The following is a 20,933-nucleotide window of genomic DNA, read 5'->3' on the forward strand; positions in this document are numbered from 1 at the left end:
CCCGCCGTTGGCAGTAATTCGAGGGTCTACGGCAGTCCTGCCACTGACGGTAAGGAGCCATCGGCGCGACAGTGGTGTCCATGAACACGAACCAGATCGAAGCACTCATCGGAATGACCGCCACGCTGGGGATCCTGGTCCTCCTGATCCTCCCGTCCGTGATCGGCCTGGTGCGCGAGCGGCGCATCGACCGTCGGATCAGGGAGGCTCAGGAGGCCAGGGAAGGCGTACCGGCTCAGAAGTCCTCGTCCAGGTCGACGGTGCCCTCCACCGCCACCTGGTACGCGGAGGGCCGCCGCTCGAAGAAGTTGGTCAGCTCCTGAACCCCCTGGAGCTCCATGAAGGAGAAGGGGTTCTCGGAGCCGTAGACCGGAGCGAAGCCGAGGCGGGTGAGCCGCTGATCGGCGACGCACTCCAGGTACTGCCGCATCGACTCGGTGTTCATGCCCGGCAGGCCGTCCCCGCACAGGTCGCGCGCGAACTGCAACTCGGCCTCGACGGCCTCCCGGAGCATGTCCGTCACCTCCTGCCGGAGCCGGTCGTCGAACAGCTCGGGCTCCTCCTTGCGGACGGTGTCGACCACGTCGAAGGCGAACGACATGTGCATCGTCTCGTCGCGGAACACCCAGTTGGTGCCGGTGGCCAGGCCGTGCAGCAGGCCCCGGCTGCGGAACCAGTAGACGTACGCGAAGGCGCCGTAGAAGAACAGGCCCTCGATGCACGCCGCGAAGCAGATCAGGTTGAGCAGGAAGCGACGCCGGTCCGCCTGGGACTCCAGGCGCTCCAGCTTCTCGACCTCGTTGATCCACTTGAAGCAGAACCCGGCCTTCTCGCGAATGGACGGGATGTTCTCCACGGCCGCGAAGGCCGCCGCGCGGTCCTCCGGGTCGGGCAGATAGGTGTCGAGCAGCGTCAGGTAGAACTGGACGTGCACGGCCTCCTCGAAGAGCTGGCGGCTCAGGTAGAGCCGCGCCTCGGGGGAGTTGATGTGCTTGTACAGCGTCAGCACCAGGTTGTTCGCGACGATCGAGTCGCCCGTCGCGAAGAACGCGACCAGCCGGCCGATGAGGTGCTGCTCCGCCGGTGACAGCTTGGCCAGGTCGGCGACGTCCGAGTGGAGGTCGACCTCCTCCACGGTCCAGGTGTTCTTGATGGCGTCCCGGTAGCGCTCGTAGAAGTCCGGGTAGCGCATGGGGCGCAGGGTGAGTTCGAAGCCGGGGTCGAGAAGGTTCTGGGTGCTCATTACTGGCAGGCCTCGCAGGACTCGGGGTTTTCCAGGGAACAGGCGACCGCTTCGGGGTCGGGGGCGGTCTGCGCGGGGACGGTGGCCTGGGCCTTCGCGGCGCGGGCGATGCGGGTCGCCGGGCGCGAGCGCAGGTAGTACGTCGTCTTCAGCCCGGACTTCCAGGCGTAGGCGTACATCGAGGAGAGCTTGCCGATGGTGGGCGTCTCCAGGAACAGGTTCAGGGACTGCGACTGGTCCAGGAACGGAGTCCTGGCCGCCGCCATGTCGATCAGGCCGCGCTGCGGGATCTCCCACGCCGTGCGGTACAGGGCGCGCACGTCCTCGGGGATCCAGGCGAAGTCCTGCACCGAGCCGCTGGCCTCGCGCAGGGCCTCCCGGGTGCGGGCGTCCCACACGCCCAGCCGCTTCAGCTCGTCCACCAGGTAGGAGTTGACCTGGAGGAACTCGCCCGACAGCGTCTCGCGCTTGAACAGGTTGGACACCTGCGGCTCGATGCACTCGTACACGCCCGCGATGGAGGCGATCGTGGCGGTGGGGGCGATGGCGAGCAGCAGGGAGTTGCGCATGCCGGTCGTGGCGACGCGCTCGCGCAGGGCCGCCCAGCGCTCCGGCCAGGTCAGCTCCACGTCGTAGTGGTCGGGGTGCAGCACGCCCCTGGCCGTACGGGTCTTCTCCCAGGCGGGAAGCGGCCCGTTGCGCTCGGCGAGGTCGGCGGAGGCCTCGTACGCCGCGAGCATGATCCGCTCGGCGATACGGGTGGAGAGGGCCTTGGCCTCCGGCGAGTCGAAGGGCAGCCGCAGCTTGAAGAAGACGTCCTGGAGGCCCATGGCCCCGAGGCCGACGGGACGCCAGCGGGCGTTGGAGCGGCCGGCCTGCTCGGTCGGGTAGAAGTTGATGTCCACGACCCGGTCGAGGAACGTCACGGCCGTGCGGACGGTCTCGTCCAGCCGTTCCCAGTCGAGATCACCGGTCGATGTGTCGACAAAGGAACCCAGGTTGACCGAGCCGAGGTTGCAGACCGCGGTCTCCCCGTCGCTGGTGACCTCCAGGATCTCCGTGCAGAGGTTGGAGGAGTGGACGACGTGGCCGGGCTCGGCGGTCTGGTTGGCGGTGCGGTTGGCGGCGTCCTTGAAGGTCATCCATCCGTTGCCGGTCTGCGCGAGGGTGCGCATCATGCGGCCGTACAGCTCACGGGCGGGCAGGGTCTTCTTCGCGAGGCCCTTCGCCTCGGCCGCCCGGTACGCGGCGTCGAACTCCTCGCCCCACAGGTCGACCAGCTCGGGCACGTCCGCGGGGGAGAACAGCGACCACTGCGCGTCGGTGTTCACGCGGCGCATGAACTCGTCCGGCACCCAGTGCGCCAGGTTCAGATTGTGCGTGCGGCGGGCGTCCTCGCCGGTGTTGTCGCGCAGCTCCAGGAACTCCTCGATGTCGGAGTGCCAGGTCTCCAGGTAGACCGCGGCGGCGCCCTTGCGGCGGCCGCCCTGGTTCACGGCGGCGACCGAGGCGTCGAGGGTCTTCAGGAACGGGACGATGCCGTTGGAGTGGCCGTTGGTGCCGCGGATCAGGGAACCGCGGGCGCGAATGCGGGAGTACGCGAGCCCGATGCCGCCGGCGTGCTTCGACAGCCGGGCCACCTGGTGGTACCGGTCGTAGATGGAGTCCAGCTCGTCCTTCGGGGAGTCGAGGAGGTAGCAGGACGACATCTGCGGGTGCCGGGTGCCCGAGTTGAAGAGGGTGGGGGAGGAGGGGAGGTAGTCGAGGCGGCTCATGAGTCCGTAGAGCGCGGCGACTTCGTCGACGGAGCGGCGGGTGTCGTCCTCGGCGAGACCGGCGGCGACCCGCAGCATGAAGTGCTGGGGCGTCTCGACGACCTTGCGGGTGAGCGGGTGACGCAGCAGATAGCGGCTGTGCAGGGTGCGCAGGCCGAAGTAGCCGAAGCGGTCGTCGGCGCCGGTGTCGACGAGCGCGTCGAGCCGGGCCGCGTGCAGCCGGACGAACTCGGCGGTGCGGTCGGCGATGAGGCCCTCGCGGTGGCCCACCGCCACGGACTCGGTGAAGGACGTGACGCCCTGCGAGGCGGCCTCCTCGCGGATGCCGATGGTCAGCAGCCGGGCGGCCAGCCGGGAGTAAGCGGGGTCCTCGGAGATCAGACCGGCCGCGGCCTCCGTCGCCAGCTCCCGCAACTCGCTCTCGTCCGCCTGTGCGGACCGGCCGCGCAACGCCGCGGCGGCGACCCGGCCGGGCTCGGCGTCGGGAAGGTCGGCGGTCAGCTCGGTCAGGGTCCGCAACAGCGCGGCACCGGGGGCGTCGTGCTCTTCTTCGCTGGCTGAGACCGGTTCGGCTGGCGCGATGGTCACGTGGGGCTCTCCCTCGCTCGGCACGGGGGCCTCGTCGAGGGCAGGGGGCAGTACGCGAGCGCAGGCGGCGTCGCGTCCACCGGCCCATTCCACGAGGCCCGGACGTCGGGGCACCACGGCCGGGTGGCCGGGTGCGCTGTCGGCAGGTCCTCGGACTGACGCTTGTGCACGAAACATGCACAAGTACACCGTTGCGGGACAGTTCCGGATTCGCACCGGATTCCCCTGCGGCGGCAGCGAGCATGAGCATACATCTTGTGTCGGGTTCCGGTGGCACCCCCAGATGTTGTGTCGCGGTGGTGTCAGAGCGTCAGCTTTACGTGACAGCGGGCCGCCGTGACGCTTGGTCACGGCGGCCCGCTGCGGGGTGTTCGTGGAGGGCCCGGGGGCCCTGGGATCAGTGTGCGGATCCGGCGGTCGCAGGCGGGAGTTCCACCTGGACTCCGGGGTCGCCCGCGTCCGCCGTGTAGTCCTCCGGCTTGGTCTCGTCGATGCCGTCGGGGGCCTTCAGGGCCCTCAGGACGAAGGTCAGGACCACCGTCACCACCACGTTCAGGACGAACGCCGTGAGGCCGATGTAGCCGATCTCCCCGATACCCGGGATCTCCTTCGCGGAGCCGCCGAAGTGCTTCTGGGTCGGGGAGGCCACGCCGTACGCGGCGACCGTGCCGTAGACCATGCCGACCGCCCAGCCCGCGAGCAGGGCCCAGCGGTGGAACCAGCGGGTGAACAGGCCGCCGACCAGGGCCGGGAAGGTCTGCAGGATCCAGATGCCGCCCAGCAGCTGGAAGTTGATGGCGACCGTCTTGTCCATGGTGAGGACGAAGGCCAGGGCACCCACCTTCACCAGCAGCGACACCAGCTTGGAGACCTTGGTCTCCTGCGCGGGGGTGGCGTCCGGCTTGATGAAGTCCTTGTAGATGTTGCGCGTGAAGAGGTTCGCGGCCGCGATGGACATGATGGCCGCGGGCACCAGCGCGCCGATGCCGATCGCCGCGAACGCCACGCCCGCGAACCAGTCCGGGAACATCGTCTCGAACAGCTGAGGGATCGCCAGCTGCCCGTTCTGCACCTTGATGCCGGCCGCGATCGCCATGAACCCGAGCAGCGCCAGCAGGCCCAGCATCAGCGAGTACAGCGGCAGGATCGTGGTGTTGCGCCGGATCACCTCACGGCTCTTCGAGGACAGCGTCGCCGTGATCGAGTGCGGGTACATGAAGAGGGCCAGCGCGGAGCCCAACGCCAGCGTGGCGTACGTCCACTGGCCCGGCTCCGCCGGTGTCAGCGCACCGCGCGGCGCGCCCGTCGCCGGGTTGGTCTGGCTGTACGCCTCACTGGCCTTGGCGAAGATGTCGTCGAAGCCGCCCAGCTTGATCGGGATGTAGATGATCGCCACCGCGATGACGATGTAGATCAGCGTGTCCTTCACGAACGCGATGAGCGCGGGGGCCCGCAGACCCGACGAGTACGTGTACGCCGCCAGCACGCCGAACGCGATCAGCAGCGGCAGGTCCTTGATGAACCAGTTGGTGTTCTCTCCGCCGCCGACGCCCATCACGTCCAGCACGGCCTGGATGCCGACCAGTTGGAGCGCGATGTACGGCATCGTCGCGAGGATGCCGGTGAGGGCCACGGCCAGCGACAGGCCCTTGGAGCCGAAGCGGCCGCGCACGAAGTCGGAGGTCGTGACGTAGCCGTGCTTGTGGGACACCGACCACAGGCGGGGGAGGAAGGTGAAGATCAGCGGGTACACCAGGATCGTGTACGGCACCGCGAAGAAGCCGGCCGCGCCCGCCGCGTAGATCGCCGCCGGCACGGCGACGAAGGTGTACGCCGTGTACAGGTCGCCGCCGAGCAGGAACCAGGTGATCCAGGTGCCGAACGAGCGGCCGCCCAGGCCCCATTCGTCGAGGCTGTGCTCGTTCTCGGCCTTGCGCCAGCGCGCGGCCAGGAAGCCCATGACCGTGACGGCCAGGAAGAAGAAGATGAAGACGCCGAGCGCGACGCCGTTCACGCCGTCCTTCACTGCGACGCACCGCCCTTCGCGGCCGAGCGGGCGCGCTGGTCACGCTGCCAGAGCTTGTAGGCGATCATCGTCAGGACGGTGGAGATGAGCACCCACGCCATCTGGTACCAGTAGAAGAACGGGATCCCGATGAAGACCGGGTCGGTCTTCGCGTAGGAGCCGACCCACAGCATGGCCACGAACGGCGCTATGAGGCAGACGGCGATGACGACGCGCACGGGCGTCACCACCGGCCCTCTGCTGACTTCCGGTGCTTGCGACATCAGGCGGCTCCGTCCCCTTGGTGATCACCTGTAGTGCGCAGGCAATCTAGGTCAGGGTGCGGCGACAGCGGAACCCCTCGTCCGCAATGCGGTACCCAACCGAAACCCGGCCTCAGCAGCGCCGTAAGCGCTGGGTGCCGCCGCTAGTCGACGGGCCGCTTCAGGCGGGCCACGAACTTGTAGCGGTCCCCCCGGTAGACCGACCGCACCCACTCCACCGGCTGGCCCTCCCGGTCGAGGGAGTGGCGGGAGAGCATCAGCATCGGCAGGCCGACGTCCGTGCCGAGCAGGCCGGCCTCGCGCGGGGTGGCCAGGGACGTCTCGATGGTCTCCTCGGCCTCCGCGAGGTGGACGTCGTAGACCTCGGCCAACGCCGTGTAGAGGGACGTGTACTTCACCAGCGAACGCCGCAGCGCGGGGAAGCGCTTCGCGCTCAGGTGGGTGGTCTCGATGGCCATCGGCTCGCCGTTGGCCATGCGCAGCCGCTCGATGCGCAGCACGCGCCCGCCGGGCGTGATGTCGAGCAGCCCGGCCAGGCGGTCGTCGGCCGTGATGTAGCCGATGTCGAGCAGCTGAGAGGTCGGTTCGAGGCCCTGGGCGCGCATGTCCTCGGTGTAGGAGGTCAGTTGCAGCGCCTGCGAGACCTTCGGCTTGGCGACGAAGGTGCCCTTGCCCTGGATGCGCTCCAGCCGGCCTTCGACGACCAGTTCCTGGAGCGCCTGGCGCACGGTCGTGCGCGAGGTGTCGAACTCGGCCGCCAGCGTGCGCTCGGGCGGGACGGGCGTGCCCGGTGCCTGCGTCTCCGTCATGTCGAGCAGGTGCTTCTTCAGGCGGTAGTACTTGGGCACGCGCGCGGTACGGACGGGCACCCCGTTCTCGTTCTCCGCACTGCTGACGTCGGTGCTCATGCTCCGCCTTCCCGGCTCGGTCTGCCGACACGATCCCACTTGTATACCGTCGGCGCCTCTTTTGGTCTAGTCCACCATTCCCTGTGGTCTACCCGCAGTATGCCGTGCCGGCCGGGGTTTTCGCTGGCTTCTTACTTAAAGGTTCCTGCATATGTAGGTCGCATAACGGCTGGTCAGGGCTGTATCGGGAGCCTTGACAGGCTTCGTGGTCCGGTCCAAGCTCTGCGTACTGGTCTACACCATTGGTCCAGGCCCGGCCCCACGCCCACTGCGGGGAGCCAGGGGGGTTGTGGGATCCCTGAGGAGGGTGGCGTGAAGCGCAAGCTGATATCCGCGATCGGTGTCGCGGGCATGATGGTCTCCATCGCGGCGTGCGGGGGCGAGGGTGACGGGGGTTCCGACAAGGGCGCGGACGCCAAGGAGCTGACCGTCTGGCTCACCGTCGACGCCCAGAACAACTGGCCCCAGCTGGTGAAGGCCGCCGACGCCGCGGTGCAGAAGAAGCACCCCGGCCTCAAGATCAACCACGAGTACTACGGCTGGCCCGACAAGAACGCCAAGCTCGACGCCGTCCTCGCCACGGACAAGGCCCCCGACGTGGTCGAGATGGGCAACACCGAGATGCTCGGCTACATGGTCAAGGGCGCCTTCGCCCCCCTCGACCAGGCGAAATTCGACAACTCCGACGCCTGGCTGGACGGCCTGAAGGCGTCGGTCACCTACGAGGGCAAGACCTACGGCGTCCCGTACTACGCCGGCGGCCGCGTCGCCAACTGGCGCAAGGACGTCGCGGCGTCGGTCGGGGTGAAGTCGGCTCCGAAGACGTACAAGGAGCTGACCGCCGCCCTGGACAAGATCCAGAAGAAGCAGGGCGACAAGTTCAGCGCCTGGTACCAGCCCACCCGCGACTGGTACGCGGCCATGTCCTTCGTCTACGACGCCGGCGGCGCCATCGCCACCGAGTCGGGCGGTCAGTGGAAGGCCTCCCTCTCCTCGCCCGAGTCCCTCAAGGGCCTGAAGGAGTTCAAGAACGTCGTCGACTCGTACATGCACGGCGACAAGACCAAGGACGAGTCCGACCGCTACATCGTCTACGGCCAGGGCAAGTCCTCCATGATCTTCGCCGCCGCCTGGGAGGGCGCCACCGCCGAGGACCCGAAGAACGACAAGACCGGCAAGCTCAAGGGCAACCTCGAGAACTTCGTGATGCCCGGCCCGTCCGGCAAGAACATGCCCGTCTTCCTGGGCGGCTCCGACCTCGCCGTGCCGGTGAAGTCCGACGCGCAGGCCCTGGCCGCCGAGTGGATCAACGCGTTCGCCGGCTCCTCCGGGCAGAAGGGCCTGATGGCCAAGGGCAACCTGCCCAACAACAAGACGGACCTCGCCACGCTCAAGAACGACCCGAAGACGGCCGTCCCCGCCACCGCGGCCGAGTCCAACTGGTTCGTCCCGATGGCCCCCGGCTGGGGCCAGGTCGAGAAGGCCCAGATCCTGCAGACCATGCTGCAGAGCATCGGCACCGGCAAGAAGTCCGTCGAGGCCGCCGCCAAGGAGGCGGACGCCGCGATCGACAAGGTCATCAACACCAAGTGACCTTCGGGCGGGGCCCCACCCGGTGGGGCCCCGCCGTCGTCAAGACCTGAGGGACCGCCGAGGAGCGCGCGATGAGTGCCGCAGACACCCACACCCCTGCCAAGGTGCCGCCACCGCGGCAGGCACCCCCGCCACCCCCCGACAGCCGGCGGCCCCGCGGGCAGCGCACGTCGGGCGGGGCCGCGGTCCCCTGGCTGCTGCTCGCGCCCTGCCTGCTGATCCTCGCCCTGGTCATGGGCTATCCGCTGGCCCGCCTGGTCACCCTGTCCTTCCAGAAGTTCGGACAGTCCCAGCTGTGGGGCTTCCAGCCGGCCGAGTCGGTCGGCTTCGACAACTTCGCCAAGGTGCTGGGCGACGGCGAGTTCTGGGCCGTCGTCCTGCGCACGATCGTCTTCGCGGCCGGTGCCGTCGTCTTCACGATGGTGATCGGGATGGCCCTCGCCCTGCTGCTCCAGCGGGTCTCCGGCTGGCTGAAGGTGCTCATCAACATTGTGCTGGTGGCCAGTTGGGGCATGCCGGTGATCGTGGCGACCACGGTCTTCAAGTGGCTCTTCGACTCCGACTACGGCGTCTTCAACGCGCTGCTGAGCAAGCTGCCCGGTGTCGACATGGTCGGCCACAACTGGTTCGCCAGCGGACCCGAGGGTCTGGCCGTGATCATGCTGCTGGTGATCTGGGGAGCCGTGCCGTTCGTGGTCATCACGCTCAGCGCCGGTCTCACCCAGGTCCCCAAGGAGCTGGAGGAGGCCGCCCGCCTGGACGGCGCCGGCTCCTGCGGCGTCTTCCGCTATGTCACCCTGCCCGTCCTCAAGCCGATCATCGTGATGCTCACGACCCTGTCGGTCATCTGGGACATGGGCGTCTTCCCCCAGGTGTTCGTCATGCGCAACGGCCACCCCGAGCCGGAGTTCCAGGTCCTCAACACCTACTCCTACGACCGGGCCTTCGTCGTCAACGACTACGCCCAGGGTTCGGCCATCGCGCTGATCACCGTCCTGCTGCTGCTCGGTGTGGTCGCCGTCTACATGCGGCAGATGCTGAAGATCGGAGAGGTCGAATGAGCACGCTCGCCGGAGCCGGCCGCCGTAAGTCGCGGCTGGGCTGGAACCTCCTCGGCCTCCTCGTCTTCGTCACCGCCGGCTTCCCCCTCTACTGGATGCTCAACACCGCGTTCAAGCCCGCCAAGGACGCCATCGACGCGGACCCGAGCCTTCTGCCGACCGGCATCACCCTCGACAACTTCACCCGGGCGCTGGACATCGCCGACTTCTGGGGCCCGGTCGGCCGCAGCATGGTGGTGTCGCTGGCGGTGGTCGTCATCGGCATGGTGGTCGGGCTGCTGGCCGCGCTCGCCATCTCCCGGTTCGCCTTCCGAGGCCGCAAGATCGTGATCGTGGGCATCCTCGCGGTCCAGATGGTCCCGCTGGTCGCCATGATCATCCCGGTGTTCCTGCTGCTCAACGACCTGGGCCAGTACGACCGGCTGACCGGCCTCATCATCACGTACCTGACGTTCATCCTCCCGTTCACCGTGTGGACGCTGCGGGGCTTCATCGTCAACATCCCGAAGGAACTGGAGGAGGCGGCCATGGTCGACGGCTGCTCACGCACCGGTGCCTTCCTCCGGGTCGTCTTCCCGCTCCTGGCCCCCGGCATGGTCGCCACCTCGGTCTACGGCTTCATCCAGGCCTGGAACGAGTACCTCTACGCCCTGATGCTGCTCAGTCAGAAGAACCAGACCGCGACCGTCTGGCTCGGCAACTTCACCACCAAGCACGGCACCGAATACGCCCCGATGATGGCCGGAGCCACGATGATGGCCGTGCCGATCGTCGCCCTCTTCCTCCTCGTCCAGCGCAAGATGGCCGCGGGCCTGACCGCGGGCGCCGTGAAGGGATGACCTCACCCGATGACGACACTCGCCAGCGGCACCGACACGCTCACCCGCGACGCTCTCACCGTCCTCCAGCCCGGCTTCACCGGCACCACCGCCCCCGACTGGCTGCTGCGCCGCCTCGGTGAGGGCCTCGCCTCCGTCGGACTGTTCGGCCGCAACATCGCCTCCCCCGGCCAGTTGGCCGCCCTGACCGCCCAGCTGCGGGCCGAGCGCGGCGACGTCCTCGTCGCCATCGACGAGGAGGGCGGTGACGTGACCCGCCTGGAGGTGCGCAACGGCTCCTCCTTCCCGGGCAACCACGCCCTCGGCGCGGTCGACGACGTCGAGCTGACCCGGCAGGTCGCCCATGAACTGGGCCGACGCCTCGCCGCCTGCGGCGTCAACCTCAACTGGGCCCCCTCCGCCGACGTCAACTCCGACCCGCGCAACCCGGTCATCGGTGTCCGCTCCTTCGGCGCCGACACCGGCCTGGCCGCCCGGCACACCGCCGCCTATGTGACCGGCCTCCAGTCCGCCGGGGTCGCTGCCTGCACCAAGCACTTCCCGGGCCACGGCGACACGGCCGTCGACTCCCACCACGCCCTGCCCCGCATCGACGTCTCCGCCGAGGTGCTGGCCGAGCGCGAACTGGCCCCCTTCCGCGCCGCCATCGCCGCCGGCACCCGGGCCGTCATGAGCGCCCACATCCTCGTCCCGGCCCTCGACCCCGAGCGCCCGGCCACCCTCTCCCGCCGCATCCTCACCGGCCTGCTGCGCGAGGAGCTCGGTTACGACGGACTCATCGTCACCGACGGCATGGAGATGCGCGCCATCGCCGGCACCTACGGCATCGAACGCGGCAGCGTCCTCGCCATCGCCGCGGGCGCCGACGCGATCTGCGTGGGCGGCGGCCTCGCCGACGACGCGACCGTGCTGCGCCTGCGGGACGCCCTGGTCGGAGCCGTGCACGCGGGCGAACTCCCGGAGGAACGCCTCGCCGCGGCCGCCGGCCGGGTACGGGCCCTGGCCCGCTGGACCGGCACGAAGGGCCGCCCGGCCGAGGACACCCACGGCACCGAGATCGGCCTGCACGCCGCCCGCCGCGCCCTCACCGTGACCGCCGCGCCCGGCCTCGGAGACCCCGCGACCTTCAAGCCCCTCACCGAAGCGCCCTACGTCGCCGCCCTCACCCCCGTCGCCAACATCGCCGTCGGCGACGAGACACCGTGGGGCGTCGCCGCCGAGCTCATCCACCTGCTGCCCGGCACCGTGACCGGCAGCTTCTCCGCCGGGGACGGCCCGGAGAGCGAGGCCGGGGAGAGCGCCGGCCGCGCGGCCCTCCAGGCCGCCGGACCGCGCCGCATCGTGGCCGTCGTCCGGGACGAACACCGCCACCCCTGGATGGCCTCCGCCCTCGACGCCCTGCTGGCCGCCCGCCCCGACACCGTCGTCGTCGAGATGGGCGTCCCGCAGGCGGCCCCACGCGGTGCCCTCCACATCGCCACCCACGGCGCGGCCCGCGTCTGCGGCCGGGCGGCGGCTGAGGTGATCACCGGAGCCATCGGCCGCTGAACCGGCTGAACCCCTCTTCGATGAACTTGGTTGTAAGTCTGCGAACACATGTAGTACTTCTTATACATGAGCGAGCAGGTGCACAACAGGTTGGCCGTGGTGCGCGCCGAACACAAGGTGTCGCGCCAGAGCCTGGCCGAGGCAGTGGGGGCCCACTACCAGACCATCGGCTACATCGAGCGAGGGCAGTACAACCCGAGCCTCGACCTGGCGCTGAGGATCGCGAAGTTCTTCGGTCTGCCGGTCGAGGCCCTGTTCTCCCTCGAACCGTTCCGGCCGCTCACGGACGAGGTCTACGGGAGGAAACAGCCATGACGACGACACGCCTGACCCGCTATGACCGGAGCATGCTGCGGTTGATGAACGACCGCCGCGCAGCGGCCTGGTACGCCACGGCGGCACGCCGCCGCCTGGCCGTCGCCGCCCATGTCACCCTCACCCTGGCCATCGGCGGTCTGATGGCCCACATGTTCCTCGCCGAGGGCGAGCCGCTGTGGGCCGTGGCCGTGATGGCGGTGCTGCTGTTGCCCTGGATGGTCGCGACCGGCGTGATCAACAGCGCCACCCGGGGCCTGCTGGAACTGCGCGAACACGTCCTGGACGAACGCCAGTCGGCAGAACGCAGCCGCGTCCTGGCCCGGGCCCACCGCGTGACGACGCTGCTCCTCGCGGCAGCGGCGGCCGCCCTGCTGATCACGGGCGGGGTCGCCGGAGACGCCCCGAAGGCCTATGCGGCACCCCTGCTCATCGCCGTCCTCGTCGTCCACTGGGTGATGCCCCTGTGGGTGGCGGGCTGGCGCGCCCATGACGAGCCGGCCGACGACGACGTACGGGAGCTTGGGGCCTGAGCTGCCAGTGCCTGGCGCCCGGGCGGGCCAGCAGGGAGCGACTGCGCTGCCCGGGCCCGTCGGGGGCTTCAGATCCCCTGCCACTCCGGCTTGTTGGCGTAGGTGTGCCGGAAGTAGTCCGCCAGCTTGAGCTTCGACGCGGCGGCCTCGTCCACGACGACGGTCGCATGCGGGTGGAGCTGGAGCGCGGATGCGGGGCACACCGCGGCGATCGGCCCTTCCACCGTCGCCGCGACCGCGTCCGCCTTGCCCTCGCCGGTGGCGAGCAGCACCAGATGCCGGGCCTCCAGGATGGTGCCGATGCCCTGCGTGATCACGTGATGCGGCACCTGGTCGATGTCACCGTCGAAGAAGCGCGCGTTGTCGATCCGGGTCTGCTCGGTCAGCGTCTTGATCCGCGTCCGTGAAGCCAGCGACGAGCACGGCTCGTTGAACCCTATGTGCCCGTCCGTCCCGATTCCGAGCAGCTGGAGGTCCACACCCCCGGCATCCGTCAGCGCCTTGTCGTACGCCTCGCACGCGCCCTGCACGTCCTCCGCCGTGCCGTCCGGGCCCGTGAACTGCTCCATCCCGATCCCGAGCGGCTCCAGCACCTCGCGCCGCAGCACCGAGCGGTACGACTCCGGATGATCGGCAGGCAGCCCCACGTACTCGTCGAGCTGCGCGATCCGCGCCCGCCCGACGTCCACGGCACCGGAGCGGACCTTCGCCGCCAGCGCCTCGTACACGGGCAGCGGCGTCGAGCCGGTGGCCACGCCGAGCAGGGCGTCGGGCTTGCGGCCGAGCAGCTTGGCCATGGCCTCGGCGATGAGTTCGCCGCCGGCCTGGGCGTCCGGAACGATGACGACTTCCACGCTGGCCTGCCGATCTGAGAGGAGTGCTCAACTGGGACCGGACCCGGAAGGGTCGTGTGGTTTAGACCAATCTAACAGAGCGGTTCCGTCCCTCCCAGGGTGAGGACCACCGCTTCCGCACGGGAAGGGCGGGTGTCCGGCCGGGCCGCCAAGGGGTGTACTTGGCCGCTGTGTGGATGTCAGGGGGAGGTGGGCCAGGGTCGGCCCTACGGCTTCGCGCATCGTGGGGGCAGGGGGCAGGGGGCAGGGGGCAGGGGAGAGGGGGCAGGGGACCACGGCGCGATGTCCCTGCCGCTGCGCTGAGGGCGCGGGATCCGGGTTCGAGACCCCCTGGTGGGCGCTGCCCGGCCCGGGGGAGTGGAATGGGGTCTGCAGCAGCCCGGCCCGCCCTGGAAGGACCCCGTCATGACCGTCGCCTCCACACCGGACCCCCTCAGCGGCCGCACGGGCCGGGCCATGGCCCGTGAGATGGCAGAACAGCCCGCCGTCCTGCGCCGGATCCTGTCGGAGGGTGCCCCCGCCATCCAGGACGTCGCCCGGCGGATCGCCGCCCGCGCGCCCCGCTTCGTGCTGCTGACCGCCCGCGGCACCTCCGACAACGCCGCGCTGTATGCCAAGTACCTCCTGGAGATCCGGCTCGGCCTGCCCTGCGGACTCACCTCGATGTCCACCACCACGGCCTACGGCGCGCGGCCCGACCTCACCGACGTCCTCGTCGTCACCGTCAGCCAGTCCGGCGGCTCCCCGGACCTGGTCGCCTCCACCCGGGCCGCCCGCGAGGCCGGCGCGATCACGCTGGCCGTCACCAACAACCCGGACTCACCGCTCGCCGGCGTCTCCGAGTACCACATCGACATCATGGCCGGGCCGGAGGAGGCGCTTCCCGCGACCAAGACCTACACCGCCTCCCTTCTCGCTCTCTACCTCTTCGTCGAGGGCCTGCGCGGCGGCGACGGCGCGCCTGCGCAGGTGCTGCCGGGTCTCGCCGAGCAGTTGCTCGCCCGGCAGGAAGAGGTGCGCACCCTCGCAGCCCGTTACCGCTTCGCCGAGCGCATGGTGATCACGTCCCGCGGTTACGGCTACCCCACGGCGAAGGAGGCCGCCCTCAAGCTGATGGAGACCAGCTACATCCCCGCCCTCTCCTACTCCGGCGCCGACCTGCTGCACGGGCCGCTCGCCATGGTCGACAACGTCTCTCCGGTCATCGCCGTGGTCACCGACGGCAAGGGCGGCGAAGCGCTCCAGCCCGTTCTGGACCGGTTGCGCGGACGCGGCGCCGACCTCGTCGTCATCGGCCCCGGGCATCAGGTCGAACAGGCATCGGCCGGCTTCGTCCTGCCCACGGACGGCGTGGCCGAGGAGGTCCAGCCTCTGCTGGAGATCATCCCGCTCCAGATGTTGGCCTACGAGGTCACCATCGCCCGGGGCCAGGACCCGGACGCGCCACGGGCGCTGGCGAAGGTGACGGAGACTCGCTAGCCGCGGGAGCCTCGGGCGTCACCGTGGGCGCCACCGCGGGCGGGGCGCCCCGGCACCGGGGCCCTGGGGCCCGGGCATCACGGTCGCTGCGGCATCAGGCTGCCCCGCGGCAGCACCGGCCTCACAGCCACGGCTGCCCTGCAAGCGGCTACGTGAGCGAACCCCCCGTCACATCCACCCAGCTGCCCGTCACCCACCGCCCCCCGTCCGAGACGAGGAATGCCACCACGTCGGCTACCTCGGCGGGTTCACCCACGCCGCCCAGCGCCGATATCGCCGCGGCCTTTGCCCAGCTGTCGGGGCCGCTGTGCAGCAGGGCGGCCGTGTTGTCGGTGTCGATGATCCCCGGGGCCACCGAGTTCACCGTGATGCCCCGGCTCCCCAGCACCTTGGACAGGTCGCGCGAGAAGACGTCCAGCGCGCCCTTCGTCATCGCGTACGCCATGTTGTCCGGCATCACCGCCGTCCGGGCCAGCCCCGAAGAGATGTTGACGACCCGGCCGCCGTCCCGCAGGCGGGTCATACCGTGCTTGAGGATGAAGAACGGGGCCTTCACGTTCACGGCGAAGGCCTTGTCGTACTCCCGCTCCTCCAGCTCCCGGATCGGACGCGTGTTGCCGATCGCCGCGTTGTTCACCAGGATGTCCAGCCCGTCCGCGTGCCGGTCGAACTCCTCCCACAGCGCCCGGGCGTCCCCCGGCACCCCCAGCTCCACGCCCAGGGTGAACGCCGAGCCCCCGGCCCTTTCGATCGCGGCGACCGTCTCCTTCGCCGCGGTCTCGTTCCTGCCGTAGTGCACCGCGACCCGGGCGCCGTCGCGCCCCAGCCGTTCTGCGATTCCCCGCCCGATGCCCCTGCTCGCGCCCGTGACGAGTGCCGTCCTGCCCGTGAGCACGCCCATGGCGACGCCCCTCCTCATTTTTCTAGCGGTCGCTACAGAAATGACCGTACAACAGTCCTCCGCCATTTCTCTAGTGCCCGCTATAAAATGCACACCATGGTGAACGACGACGGAACCGCGAAGGCCCGTAAGGGGCCCGACGCCGCGAGTGCGGAAGCCGCCGGAGGCGGCAGGGCCAGGACCAAGTCCCGCGGCCGCCCCCGCTCCTTCGATCGCGAGACCGCGCTGGAGAAGGCCCTCCTCGCCTTCTGGGAGCACGGCTACGAGGCCACGTCCGTCTCCGACCTCACCCGCGTCATGGACATCGGAGCCCCCAGTCTGTACGCGGCCTTCGGTGACAAGCGGTCCCTCTTCGAAGAGGTCGTCCGCATGTACGGCACGAGGTACGGATCCTTCACCGAACGCGCCCTGGCCGAGGAGCCCACCGCGCGGGCCGCCGTGGAGCGCGCCCTGCGCGAGGCCGCCACCGCGTACACGGAACCCGGCCACCCGCACGGCTGCCTCGTCGTCCACGCCGCCACGAACTGCTCGACCCCCGAGGTGGAGGAGTCGCTGCGAGAGCGCCGCAACGCCAACGTCACCGCGTTCGAGAGCCGCATCAGGGCAGATGTCGCCGCCGGTGTACTGCCTCCGGCCATCGACGCCGCCGCCCTGGCCCGGCACACCGGAGCGATGATCCAGGGCATGTCACAACAGGCGCGCGACGGGGCGAGCCGGGAGGAACTGGAGGCGGTCGTGGAAATTGCCCTGTCCATCTGGCCCCGCACAGGAACCCACACGGGTTAGGCTGCCTGCTGGGCGACAGTCCCTCCGACGCCGTCGCCGAAATGACAACAACGAACAGCCTCCAACGCATGGACACGTCCAAGTGGTCTAGTCCACAATGCGTAACGAGAGCGCGTGTGCAACGCGCACCAGCCTCCGTCTTCCCCGCACAGGAAGGCGGACCGAGGAACCGAGGCTCTCTGCCCTGACTGCCCCGGCTCCTCATCCTCGGCCGACCGGGACCGCACACCCCACGGCCGATGCTGCTCCGGGCTGCGGTGCCGGGAGGGTTGAGGGTCCCTCTCAGGCGCCGCGGCCCGCGGGTGTTTCAGGGCCGTACGAACCCCCGGGTACGCTCGCACACGTGCCCTCCATGAACGAACTCGTACGCCAGCACACCGCCCTCGACGACTCCGATCTCGAGTGGCTGCACCTGCTGGTCTCGGAGTGGCAGCTGCTCTCCGACCTCTCCTTCGCCGACCTGGTCCTGTGGGTCCCCACCAGCGACGGCACCCGGTACGTCTCGGTCGCCCAGATGCGCCCCAACACCGGCCCGACCTCGTACCAGGACGACATGGTGGGCCACCTCGTCCCACGCGGCCGCCGGCCGATGCTGGACGCCGCCCTCGACGAAGGCCGCATCGTGCGCGAGGGCGACCCGGAGTGGCGCGAGGAGGTCCCCGTCCGGGTCGAGTCGATTCCCGTACGGCGGGAGGGGCGCGTCCTGGGCGTCATCGCGCGCAACACCAACCTCCTCACCGTGCGTACCCCGAGCCGCCTGGAACTCACCTATCTGCAGAGCGCCTCCGACCTGGCGCAGATGATCGCGGCCGGGGCCTTCCCGTTCGCGAACCAGCAGCTCGACATGGACGCCTCGCCCCGGGTGGGCGATGGCCTGATCCGGCTCGACGCCGACGCCATCGTCCAGTACGCCTCCCCGAACGCCCTGTCCGCCTACCACCGGCTCGGCCTCGCCTCCGACCTCGTCGGCCAGCACCTGGGCAAGACCACCGCCGAACTCGCTCCGACCCGGGGCCCGGTGGACGAGGCGCTCGCCAAGGTCGCCAGCGGCTGGGCGCCGCGCGAGTTCGAGATCGAGGCCAGTGACGGGGTCATCCAGTTCCGTGCGATCCCGCTCAAACCGAAGGGCACCCGCATCGGTTCCCTGGTCCTGCTCCGTGACGTCACCGAACTGCGTCGGCGAGAGCGTGAGTTGATCACCAAGGATGCGACGATCCGGGAGATCCACCACCGCGTCAAGAACAACCTCCAGACGGTGGCGGCGCTGCTCCGTCTCCAGGCCCGGCGCATCGAGTCCGACCGCGGGCGCGAGGCCCTCGAAGAGGCGGTGCGGCGCGTCGGATCGATTGCGATCGTGCACGAGACGCTCTCCCAGAACCTGGACGAGCGGGTGGAGTTCGACGACATCGCCGACCGTGTCCTGGCCATGGTCGCGGAGATCTCCCCGGGCAAGGTCGCCGGCCGGCGCACCGGACGCTTCGGCATTCTGGACGCCGAGGTCGCGACGCCGCTGTCGATGGTGCTGACCGAGGTGCTGCAGAACGCACTGGAGCACGGTTTCCGTGAGGGCGACACCGGCACGGTCGAGGTCTCGGCGGTCCGCGGCGGCACGAGCAAGGAGGCCCGACTGCTGGTCACGGTCCAGGACGACGGGGTCGGCCTGCCGGAAGGGTTCGATCCGCACACCGCCGGCAATCTCGGTCTGCAGATCGTGCGGACCCTGGTGGAGGGGGAGCTGGGCGGCACCTTCGACATGGTCCCGGCTCCGGAGCGTGGCACCCGCGTGATCCTCGACATCCCGGTGCGCTCGCAGAAGTAGCGGAACCCGCAGCCTCGGAACGGGAGCCGGAAAAGCAATGAGCCCCGGGCCACCAAGTGGCCCGGGGCTAAAGCTCGTTGCTGCTTAACTAAGCGCATCGGGGGAACTGCGCGCTGCGGCTCGGGGGCGGGAGATGCGTACGCGCTGTCTACGGAGTAATGCCGTGAGGCACACGCGCCGCCAAGCTCAGGCTGTCAGCAGGGGTGGGTTGTCAGGCGGAGGCCTGACGGGCCCGGTTGCGGGCGGCGCGGCGCTTCATGGCGCGGCGCTCGTCCTCGCTGAGACCACCCCAGACGCCGGAGTCCTGGCCGGACTCGAGCGCCCACTGCAGACACTGCTCGATCACCGGGCAGCGACGGCAGACGGCCTTGGCTTCCTCGATCTGCAGCAGCGCAGGACCGGTGTTGCCGATGGGGAAGAAGAGCTCGGGGTCTTCCTCGCGGCAAACGGCGTTGTGACGCCAGTCCATGGCTGCTACCTCTCCTTGATATTACGGGTGCTTGTGAATGTGAACGCTTTCACGAATCCCTCAACAAGTGAAGGGCCGACCGTCAGGTTCCCTGACGAAGGTCCTGTGTGTTGGAGAGGGGTTCTGGTGATCAGTGGAGGCCGGTCTTGCGGGCCGTCCCGATCGCCACGTAGAGACTCGCAAACCTCAGCGGCGGATACAACCCCTTCTGGAAAGTTTTTTTTGATTCTTCGGTGTCGACTAGGTCACAGCCGTACTTCCATGGGGTGGATCCTGGCCTAAACGTTCGAGTGAAAGGACTTTAGCCAGTTCTGCTCACACAATCACACGCAGTGCACGGCGTACGCCTGTGAACGTCACGCTAGTCCGCAGCCCGAGGTGGTCACCGTCCATCTGGAGGGGGAGGGGGACCTTCGAATGCAAGGTGAACTCTGTCAAGTCGTGCAGAGAGGTGGCGTGCTTGCCATGGGGTCCACGCTCGGGGGACGAAGTGAGCAACTGGGTGCCATACCGGGCAACAGCCGCGGTCGACAGACGGCTGAGACCGAAGAGATCGAGGCCGGTATCGAACGAGGCTTTAGGTGCCGCGTAGATCGGGCGATTCCCCAGAAACGTCCAGGGCGAGGTGTTCGAGACTATGGACAGCACCAGATCGGTGACCGGGTCCTCGCCGGCCCGCTCCAGTGTGATCGTCCCGTTGCGGCGGTTGGGTTCGCCCAGGAGCTGGCGCACGACCTGGCGCACGTAAAGAGCGTGTGTGGATTTCCGGCCGCGCTCGCGGTGCTGCTCCACACGACCCACCACACCGGCGTCGAAGCCGAGCCCCGCGTTGAAGGTGAACCAGCGGGACGGCACCGCCTCGTCCTCCGTGCCCGGCGTGCCCGAGGTCAGTCCGAGACCGACGGTCCGTTCACTGCCGTCGCGCAGGGCGTCCAGCAGGGCGCCGGTGGCCTCCACGGCGTCGTTGGGCAGGCCCAGGGCGCGGGCGAAGACGTTGGTGGAGCCACCCGGGACCACGGCGAGGCCGGGCAGCTGCTCCGGGGCGGGGCCGGCGTGCAGCAGACCGTTGACCACTTCGTTGACCGTGCCGTCGCCGCCGAGGGCCACGACCAGGTCGATGTCGTCGCTGTCCGCCGCCTGCCGGCCCAGGTCGCGCGCGTGCCCGCGGTACTCGGTGGTGACCGCCTCCAGCTTCATCTCGCTGGCGAGCGCATGGATCAGTACGTCGCGTGTGCGCGCACTGGTAGTGGTTGCCGCCGGGTTGACCACAAGGAGTGCACGCATGACTGGCAGCGTACCTACTGGGTGGTACCGGGCCCATACCGAGGTAGGGATCAGGTAAGAGAACCGAGGTGAACCGCACCCCGGGGGGCGTGTACGACGGGGGCTACTCTTCAGGGGTGAGCAGTGAGCAGACCCCCACCACCGAGGAAACCGCCGGCCCCCGCCCCCGGCGTCTGACGTACGCCGCGCTGCTGGCCGCACTGGAGGGGCTCGCGCTGGTCGTCGGAGGCGTCTGGATCCTCGTCCTCGGCCTGACGGGCCACCCGGACGACCGACAGCAGGCCGTGACCGGAGGCATCACGCTGGTCGTGCTCGCGCTGCTGCCCCTGCTCGCCGCGCGCGGGCTGCTCGGCCGCCGCAGCTGGAGCCGCGGCCCGGCCGTCATCACCCAGCTCATGGCGCTGCCGGTGGCCTACAACCTGTTGCAGGCCGACAGCATGGCCATTCCGGCCGGGATCGCCCTCGCCGTCGTGGCCGTCGCATCGCTCGTCCTGCTGGTGAACCCCGAGACGACCCGGGCCCTCGGAATCCGCGGGCCCGGCAACGTGGAGAAGTAGCCGTCACTCCTCGACGAGGAGCTTCTCCCGCAGCTGCGCCAGCGTGCGCGCCAGCAGCCGGGAGACGTGCATCTGCGAGATGCCGACCTCCT

General features: G+C 69.5%; 20 protein-coding genes, 1 pseudogene and 1 riboswitch. Of the genes and pseudogenes, 11 read left to right on the top strand and 10 right to left on the bottom strand.

Annotated elements, in window-relative coordinates:
* Positions 1-80 precede the first annotated feature (80 nt).
* On the top strand, positions 81-323 hold the full coding sequence (locus GTY56_RS39905) for a hypothetical protein (RefSeq protein WP_202510086.1): 243 nt from the start codon (positions 81-83) through the stop codon (positions 321-323).
* Here GTY56_RS39905 and GTY56_RS12780 read toward each other — a convergent pair.
* The 5 genes from GTY56_RS12780 to GTY56_RS12800 all read right to left on the bottom strand — a co-directional run bounded on the left by GTY56_RS12780 (position 236) and on the right by GTY56_RS12800 (position 6,803).
* Positions 236-1,243 carry a ribonucleotide-diphosphate reductase subunit beta gene (locus GTY56_RS12780; RefSeq protein ID WP_161365312.1) on the bottom strand — a complete coding sequence of 336 codons (1,008 nt, stop codon included), beginning with the start codon at positions 1,241-1,243 and terminating at the stop codon, positions 236-238. The two genes, GTY56_RS39905 and GTY56_RS12780, sit on opposite strands and share 88 nt — an antisense overlap.
* On the bottom strand, positions 1,243-3,606 hold the full coding sequence (locus GTY56_RS12785) for a ribonucleoside-diphosphate reductase subunit alpha (RefSeq protein ID WP_161365314.1): 2,364 nt from the start codon (positions 3,604-3,606) through the stop codon (positions 1,243-1,245). The genes GTY56_RS12780 and GTY56_RS12785 overlap by 1 nt, the downstream gene beginning before the upstream one ends.
* A gap of 124 nt (positions 3,607-3,730) precedes the next feature.
* Positions 3,731-3,866, bottom strand: a riboswitch (cobalamin riboswitch).
* A gap of 137 nt (positions 3,867-4,003) precedes the next feature.
* Complete coding sequence (mctP, locus tag GTY56_RS12790) at positions 4,004-5,632, bottom strand: monocarboxylate uptake permease MctP (RefSeq protein WP_161365316.1); 1,629 nt, start codon at positions 5,630-5,632, stop codon at positions 4,004-4,006.
* Positions 5,629-5,895, bottom strand: a complete 267-nt coding sequence (locus GTY56_RS12795) for a DUF3311 domain-containing protein (protein ID WP_161365318.1) — start codon at positions 5,893-5,895, stop codon at positions 5,629-5,631. Before GTY56_RS12795 ends, mctP begins: the two co-directional genes overlap by 4 nt.
* A gap of 143 nt (positions 5,896-6,038) precedes the next feature.
* A complete protein-coding gene (locus GTY56_RS12800) occupies positions 6,039-6,803 on the bottom strand; it encodes a GntR family transcriptional regulator (protein WP_161365319.1) in 765 nt (254 codons plus the stop codon).
* Between the two features lie 312 nt (positions 6,804-7,115).
* Here GTY56_RS12800 and GTY56_RS12805 point away from each other — a divergent pair, with 312 nt between their 5' ends.
* From GTY56_RS12805 to GTY56_RS12830, 6 genes are all read left to right on the top strand, one after another.
* Positions 7,116-8,396 carry an extracellular solute-binding protein gene (locus GTY56_RS12805; RefSeq protein ID WP_161365321.1) on the top strand — a complete coding sequence of 427 codons (1,281 nt, stop codon included), beginning with the start codon at positions 7,116-7,118 and terminating at the stop codon, positions 8,394-8,396.
* 71 nt (positions 8,397-8,467) lie between these two features.
* Positions 8,468-9,457, top strand: coding sequence for a carbohydrate ABC transporter permease (locus GTY56_RS12810; RefSeq protein WP_161365323.1), 990 nt, complete (start codon positions 8,468-8,470; stop codon positions 9,455-9,457).
* Positions 9,454-10,296: a carbohydrate ABC transporter permease gene (locus GTY56_RS12815; protein WP_161365325.1), complete on the top strand. Its 843-nt coding sequence runs from the start codon at positions 9,454-9,456 to the stop codon at positions 10,294-10,296. Before GTY56_RS12810 ends, GTY56_RS12815 begins: the two co-directional genes overlap by 4 nt.
* A 9-nt stretch (positions 10,297-10,305) precedes the next feature.
* Positions 10,306-11,844 (top strand): glycoside hydrolase family 3 protein, encoded by a 1,539-nt coding sequence (locus tag GTY56_RS12820; protein WP_161365327.1) that lies wholly within the window; start codon positions 10,306-10,308, stop codon positions 11,842-11,844.
* A gap of 66 nt (positions 11,845-11,910) precedes the next feature.
* Positions 11,911-12,159: a helix-turn-helix transcriptional regulator gene (locus GTY56_RS12825; protein WP_161365329.1), complete on the top strand. Its 249-nt coding sequence runs from the start codon at positions 11,911-11,913 to the stop codon at positions 12,157-12,159.
* Positions 12,156-12,692 carry a hypothetical protein gene (locus GTY56_RS12830; RefSeq protein WP_161365331.1) on the top strand — a complete coding sequence of 179 codons (537 nt, stop codon included), beginning with the start codon at positions 12,156-12,158 and terminating at the stop codon, positions 12,690-12,692. Before GTY56_RS12825 ends, GTY56_RS12830 begins: the two co-directional genes overlap by 4 nt.
* Before the next feature lie 68 nt (positions 12,693-12,760).
* Here the strand turns inward: GTY56_RS12830 and nagB are convergent, their stop codons facing one another.
* Positions 12,761-13,546, bottom strand: a complete 786-nt coding sequence (nagB, locus tag GTY56_RS12835; protein WP_161365333.1) for a glucosamine-6-phosphate deaminase — start codon at positions 13,544-13,546, stop codon at positions 12,761-12,763.
* Between the two features lie 405 nt (positions 13,547-13,951).
* Between nagB and GTY56_RS12840 the strand changes: the two genes are divergently transcribed.
* Positions 13,952-15,025, top strand: coding sequence for an SIS domain-containing protein (locus tag GTY56_RS12840; protein ID WP_161365335.1), 1,074 nt, complete (start codon positions 13,952-13,954; stop codon positions 15,023-15,025).
* A gap of 148 nt (positions 15,026-15,173) precedes the next feature.
* Here the strand turns inward: GTY56_RS12840 and GTY56_RS12845 are convergent, their stop codons facing one another.
* Complete coding sequence (locus GTY56_RS12845) at positions 15,174-15,926, bottom strand: SDR family oxidoreductase (protein WP_161365336.1); 753 nt, start codon at positions 15,924-15,926, stop codon at positions 15,174-15,176.
* A gap of 96 nt (positions 15,927-16,022) precedes the next feature.
* On the opposite strand from GTY56_RS12845, the gene GTY56_RS12850 reads away from it, so the two are divergent.
* Both GTY56_RS12850 and GTY56_RS12855 read left to right on the top strand, forming a co-directional pair.
* A complete protein-coding gene (locus GTY56_RS12850) occupies positions 16,023-16,712 on the top strand; it encodes a TetR/AcrR family transcriptional regulator (RefSeq protein WP_202510087.1) in 690 nt (229 codons plus the stop codon).
* A gap of 352 nt (positions 16,713-17,064) precedes the next feature.
* Positions 17,065-18,531, top strand: coding sequence for a sensor histidine kinase (locus GTY56_RS12855; RefSeq protein WP_161365344.1), 1,467 nt, complete (start codon positions 17,065-17,067; stop codon positions 18,529-18,531).
* A 211-nt stretch (positions 18,532-18,742) separates the two neighbouring features.
* Here GTY56_RS12855 and GTY56_RS12860 read toward each other — a convergent pair whose 3' ends face one another.
* The gene (locus GTY56_RS12860; protein WP_003992873.1) at positions 18,743-19,000 is read right to left on the bottom strand and encodes a WhiB family transcriptional regulator; all 258 of its coding nucleotides are present in this window, start codon (positions 18,998-19,000) and stop codon (positions 18,743-18,745) included.
* Positions 19,001-19,315: 315 nt separating this feature from the next.
* Positions 19,316-20,284: a diacylglycerol/lipid kinase family protein gene (locus GTY56_RS12865; RefSeq protein WP_107455509.1), complete on the bottom strand. Its 969-nt coding sequence runs from the start codon at positions 20,282-20,284 to the stop codon at positions 19,316-19,318.
* A 116-nt stretch (positions 20,285-20,400) separates the two neighbouring features.
* Here GTY56_RS12865 and GTY56_RS12870 point away from each other — a divergent pair, with 116 nt between their 5' ends.
* On the top strand, positions 20,401-20,841 hold the full coding sequence (locus GTY56_RS12870; protein ID WP_161365338.1) for a hypothetical protein: 441 nt from the start codon (positions 20,401-20,403) through the stop codon (positions 20,839-20,841).
* A 3-nt stretch (positions 20,842-20,844) separates the two neighbouring features.
* Here the strand turns inward: GTY56_RS12870 and GTY56_RS12875 are convergent.
* Positions 20,845-20,933: pseudogene (locus GTY56_RS12875) on the bottom strand (RNA polymerase sigma factor SigF); the annotation flags it as partial.

The sequence above is a fragment of the Streptomyces sp. SID5643 genome (assembly GCF_009872555.1).
GTDB classification, from domain to species: Bacteria; Actinomycetota; Actinomycetes; order Streptomycetales; family Streptomycetaceae; genus Streptomyces; species Streptomyces iakyrus.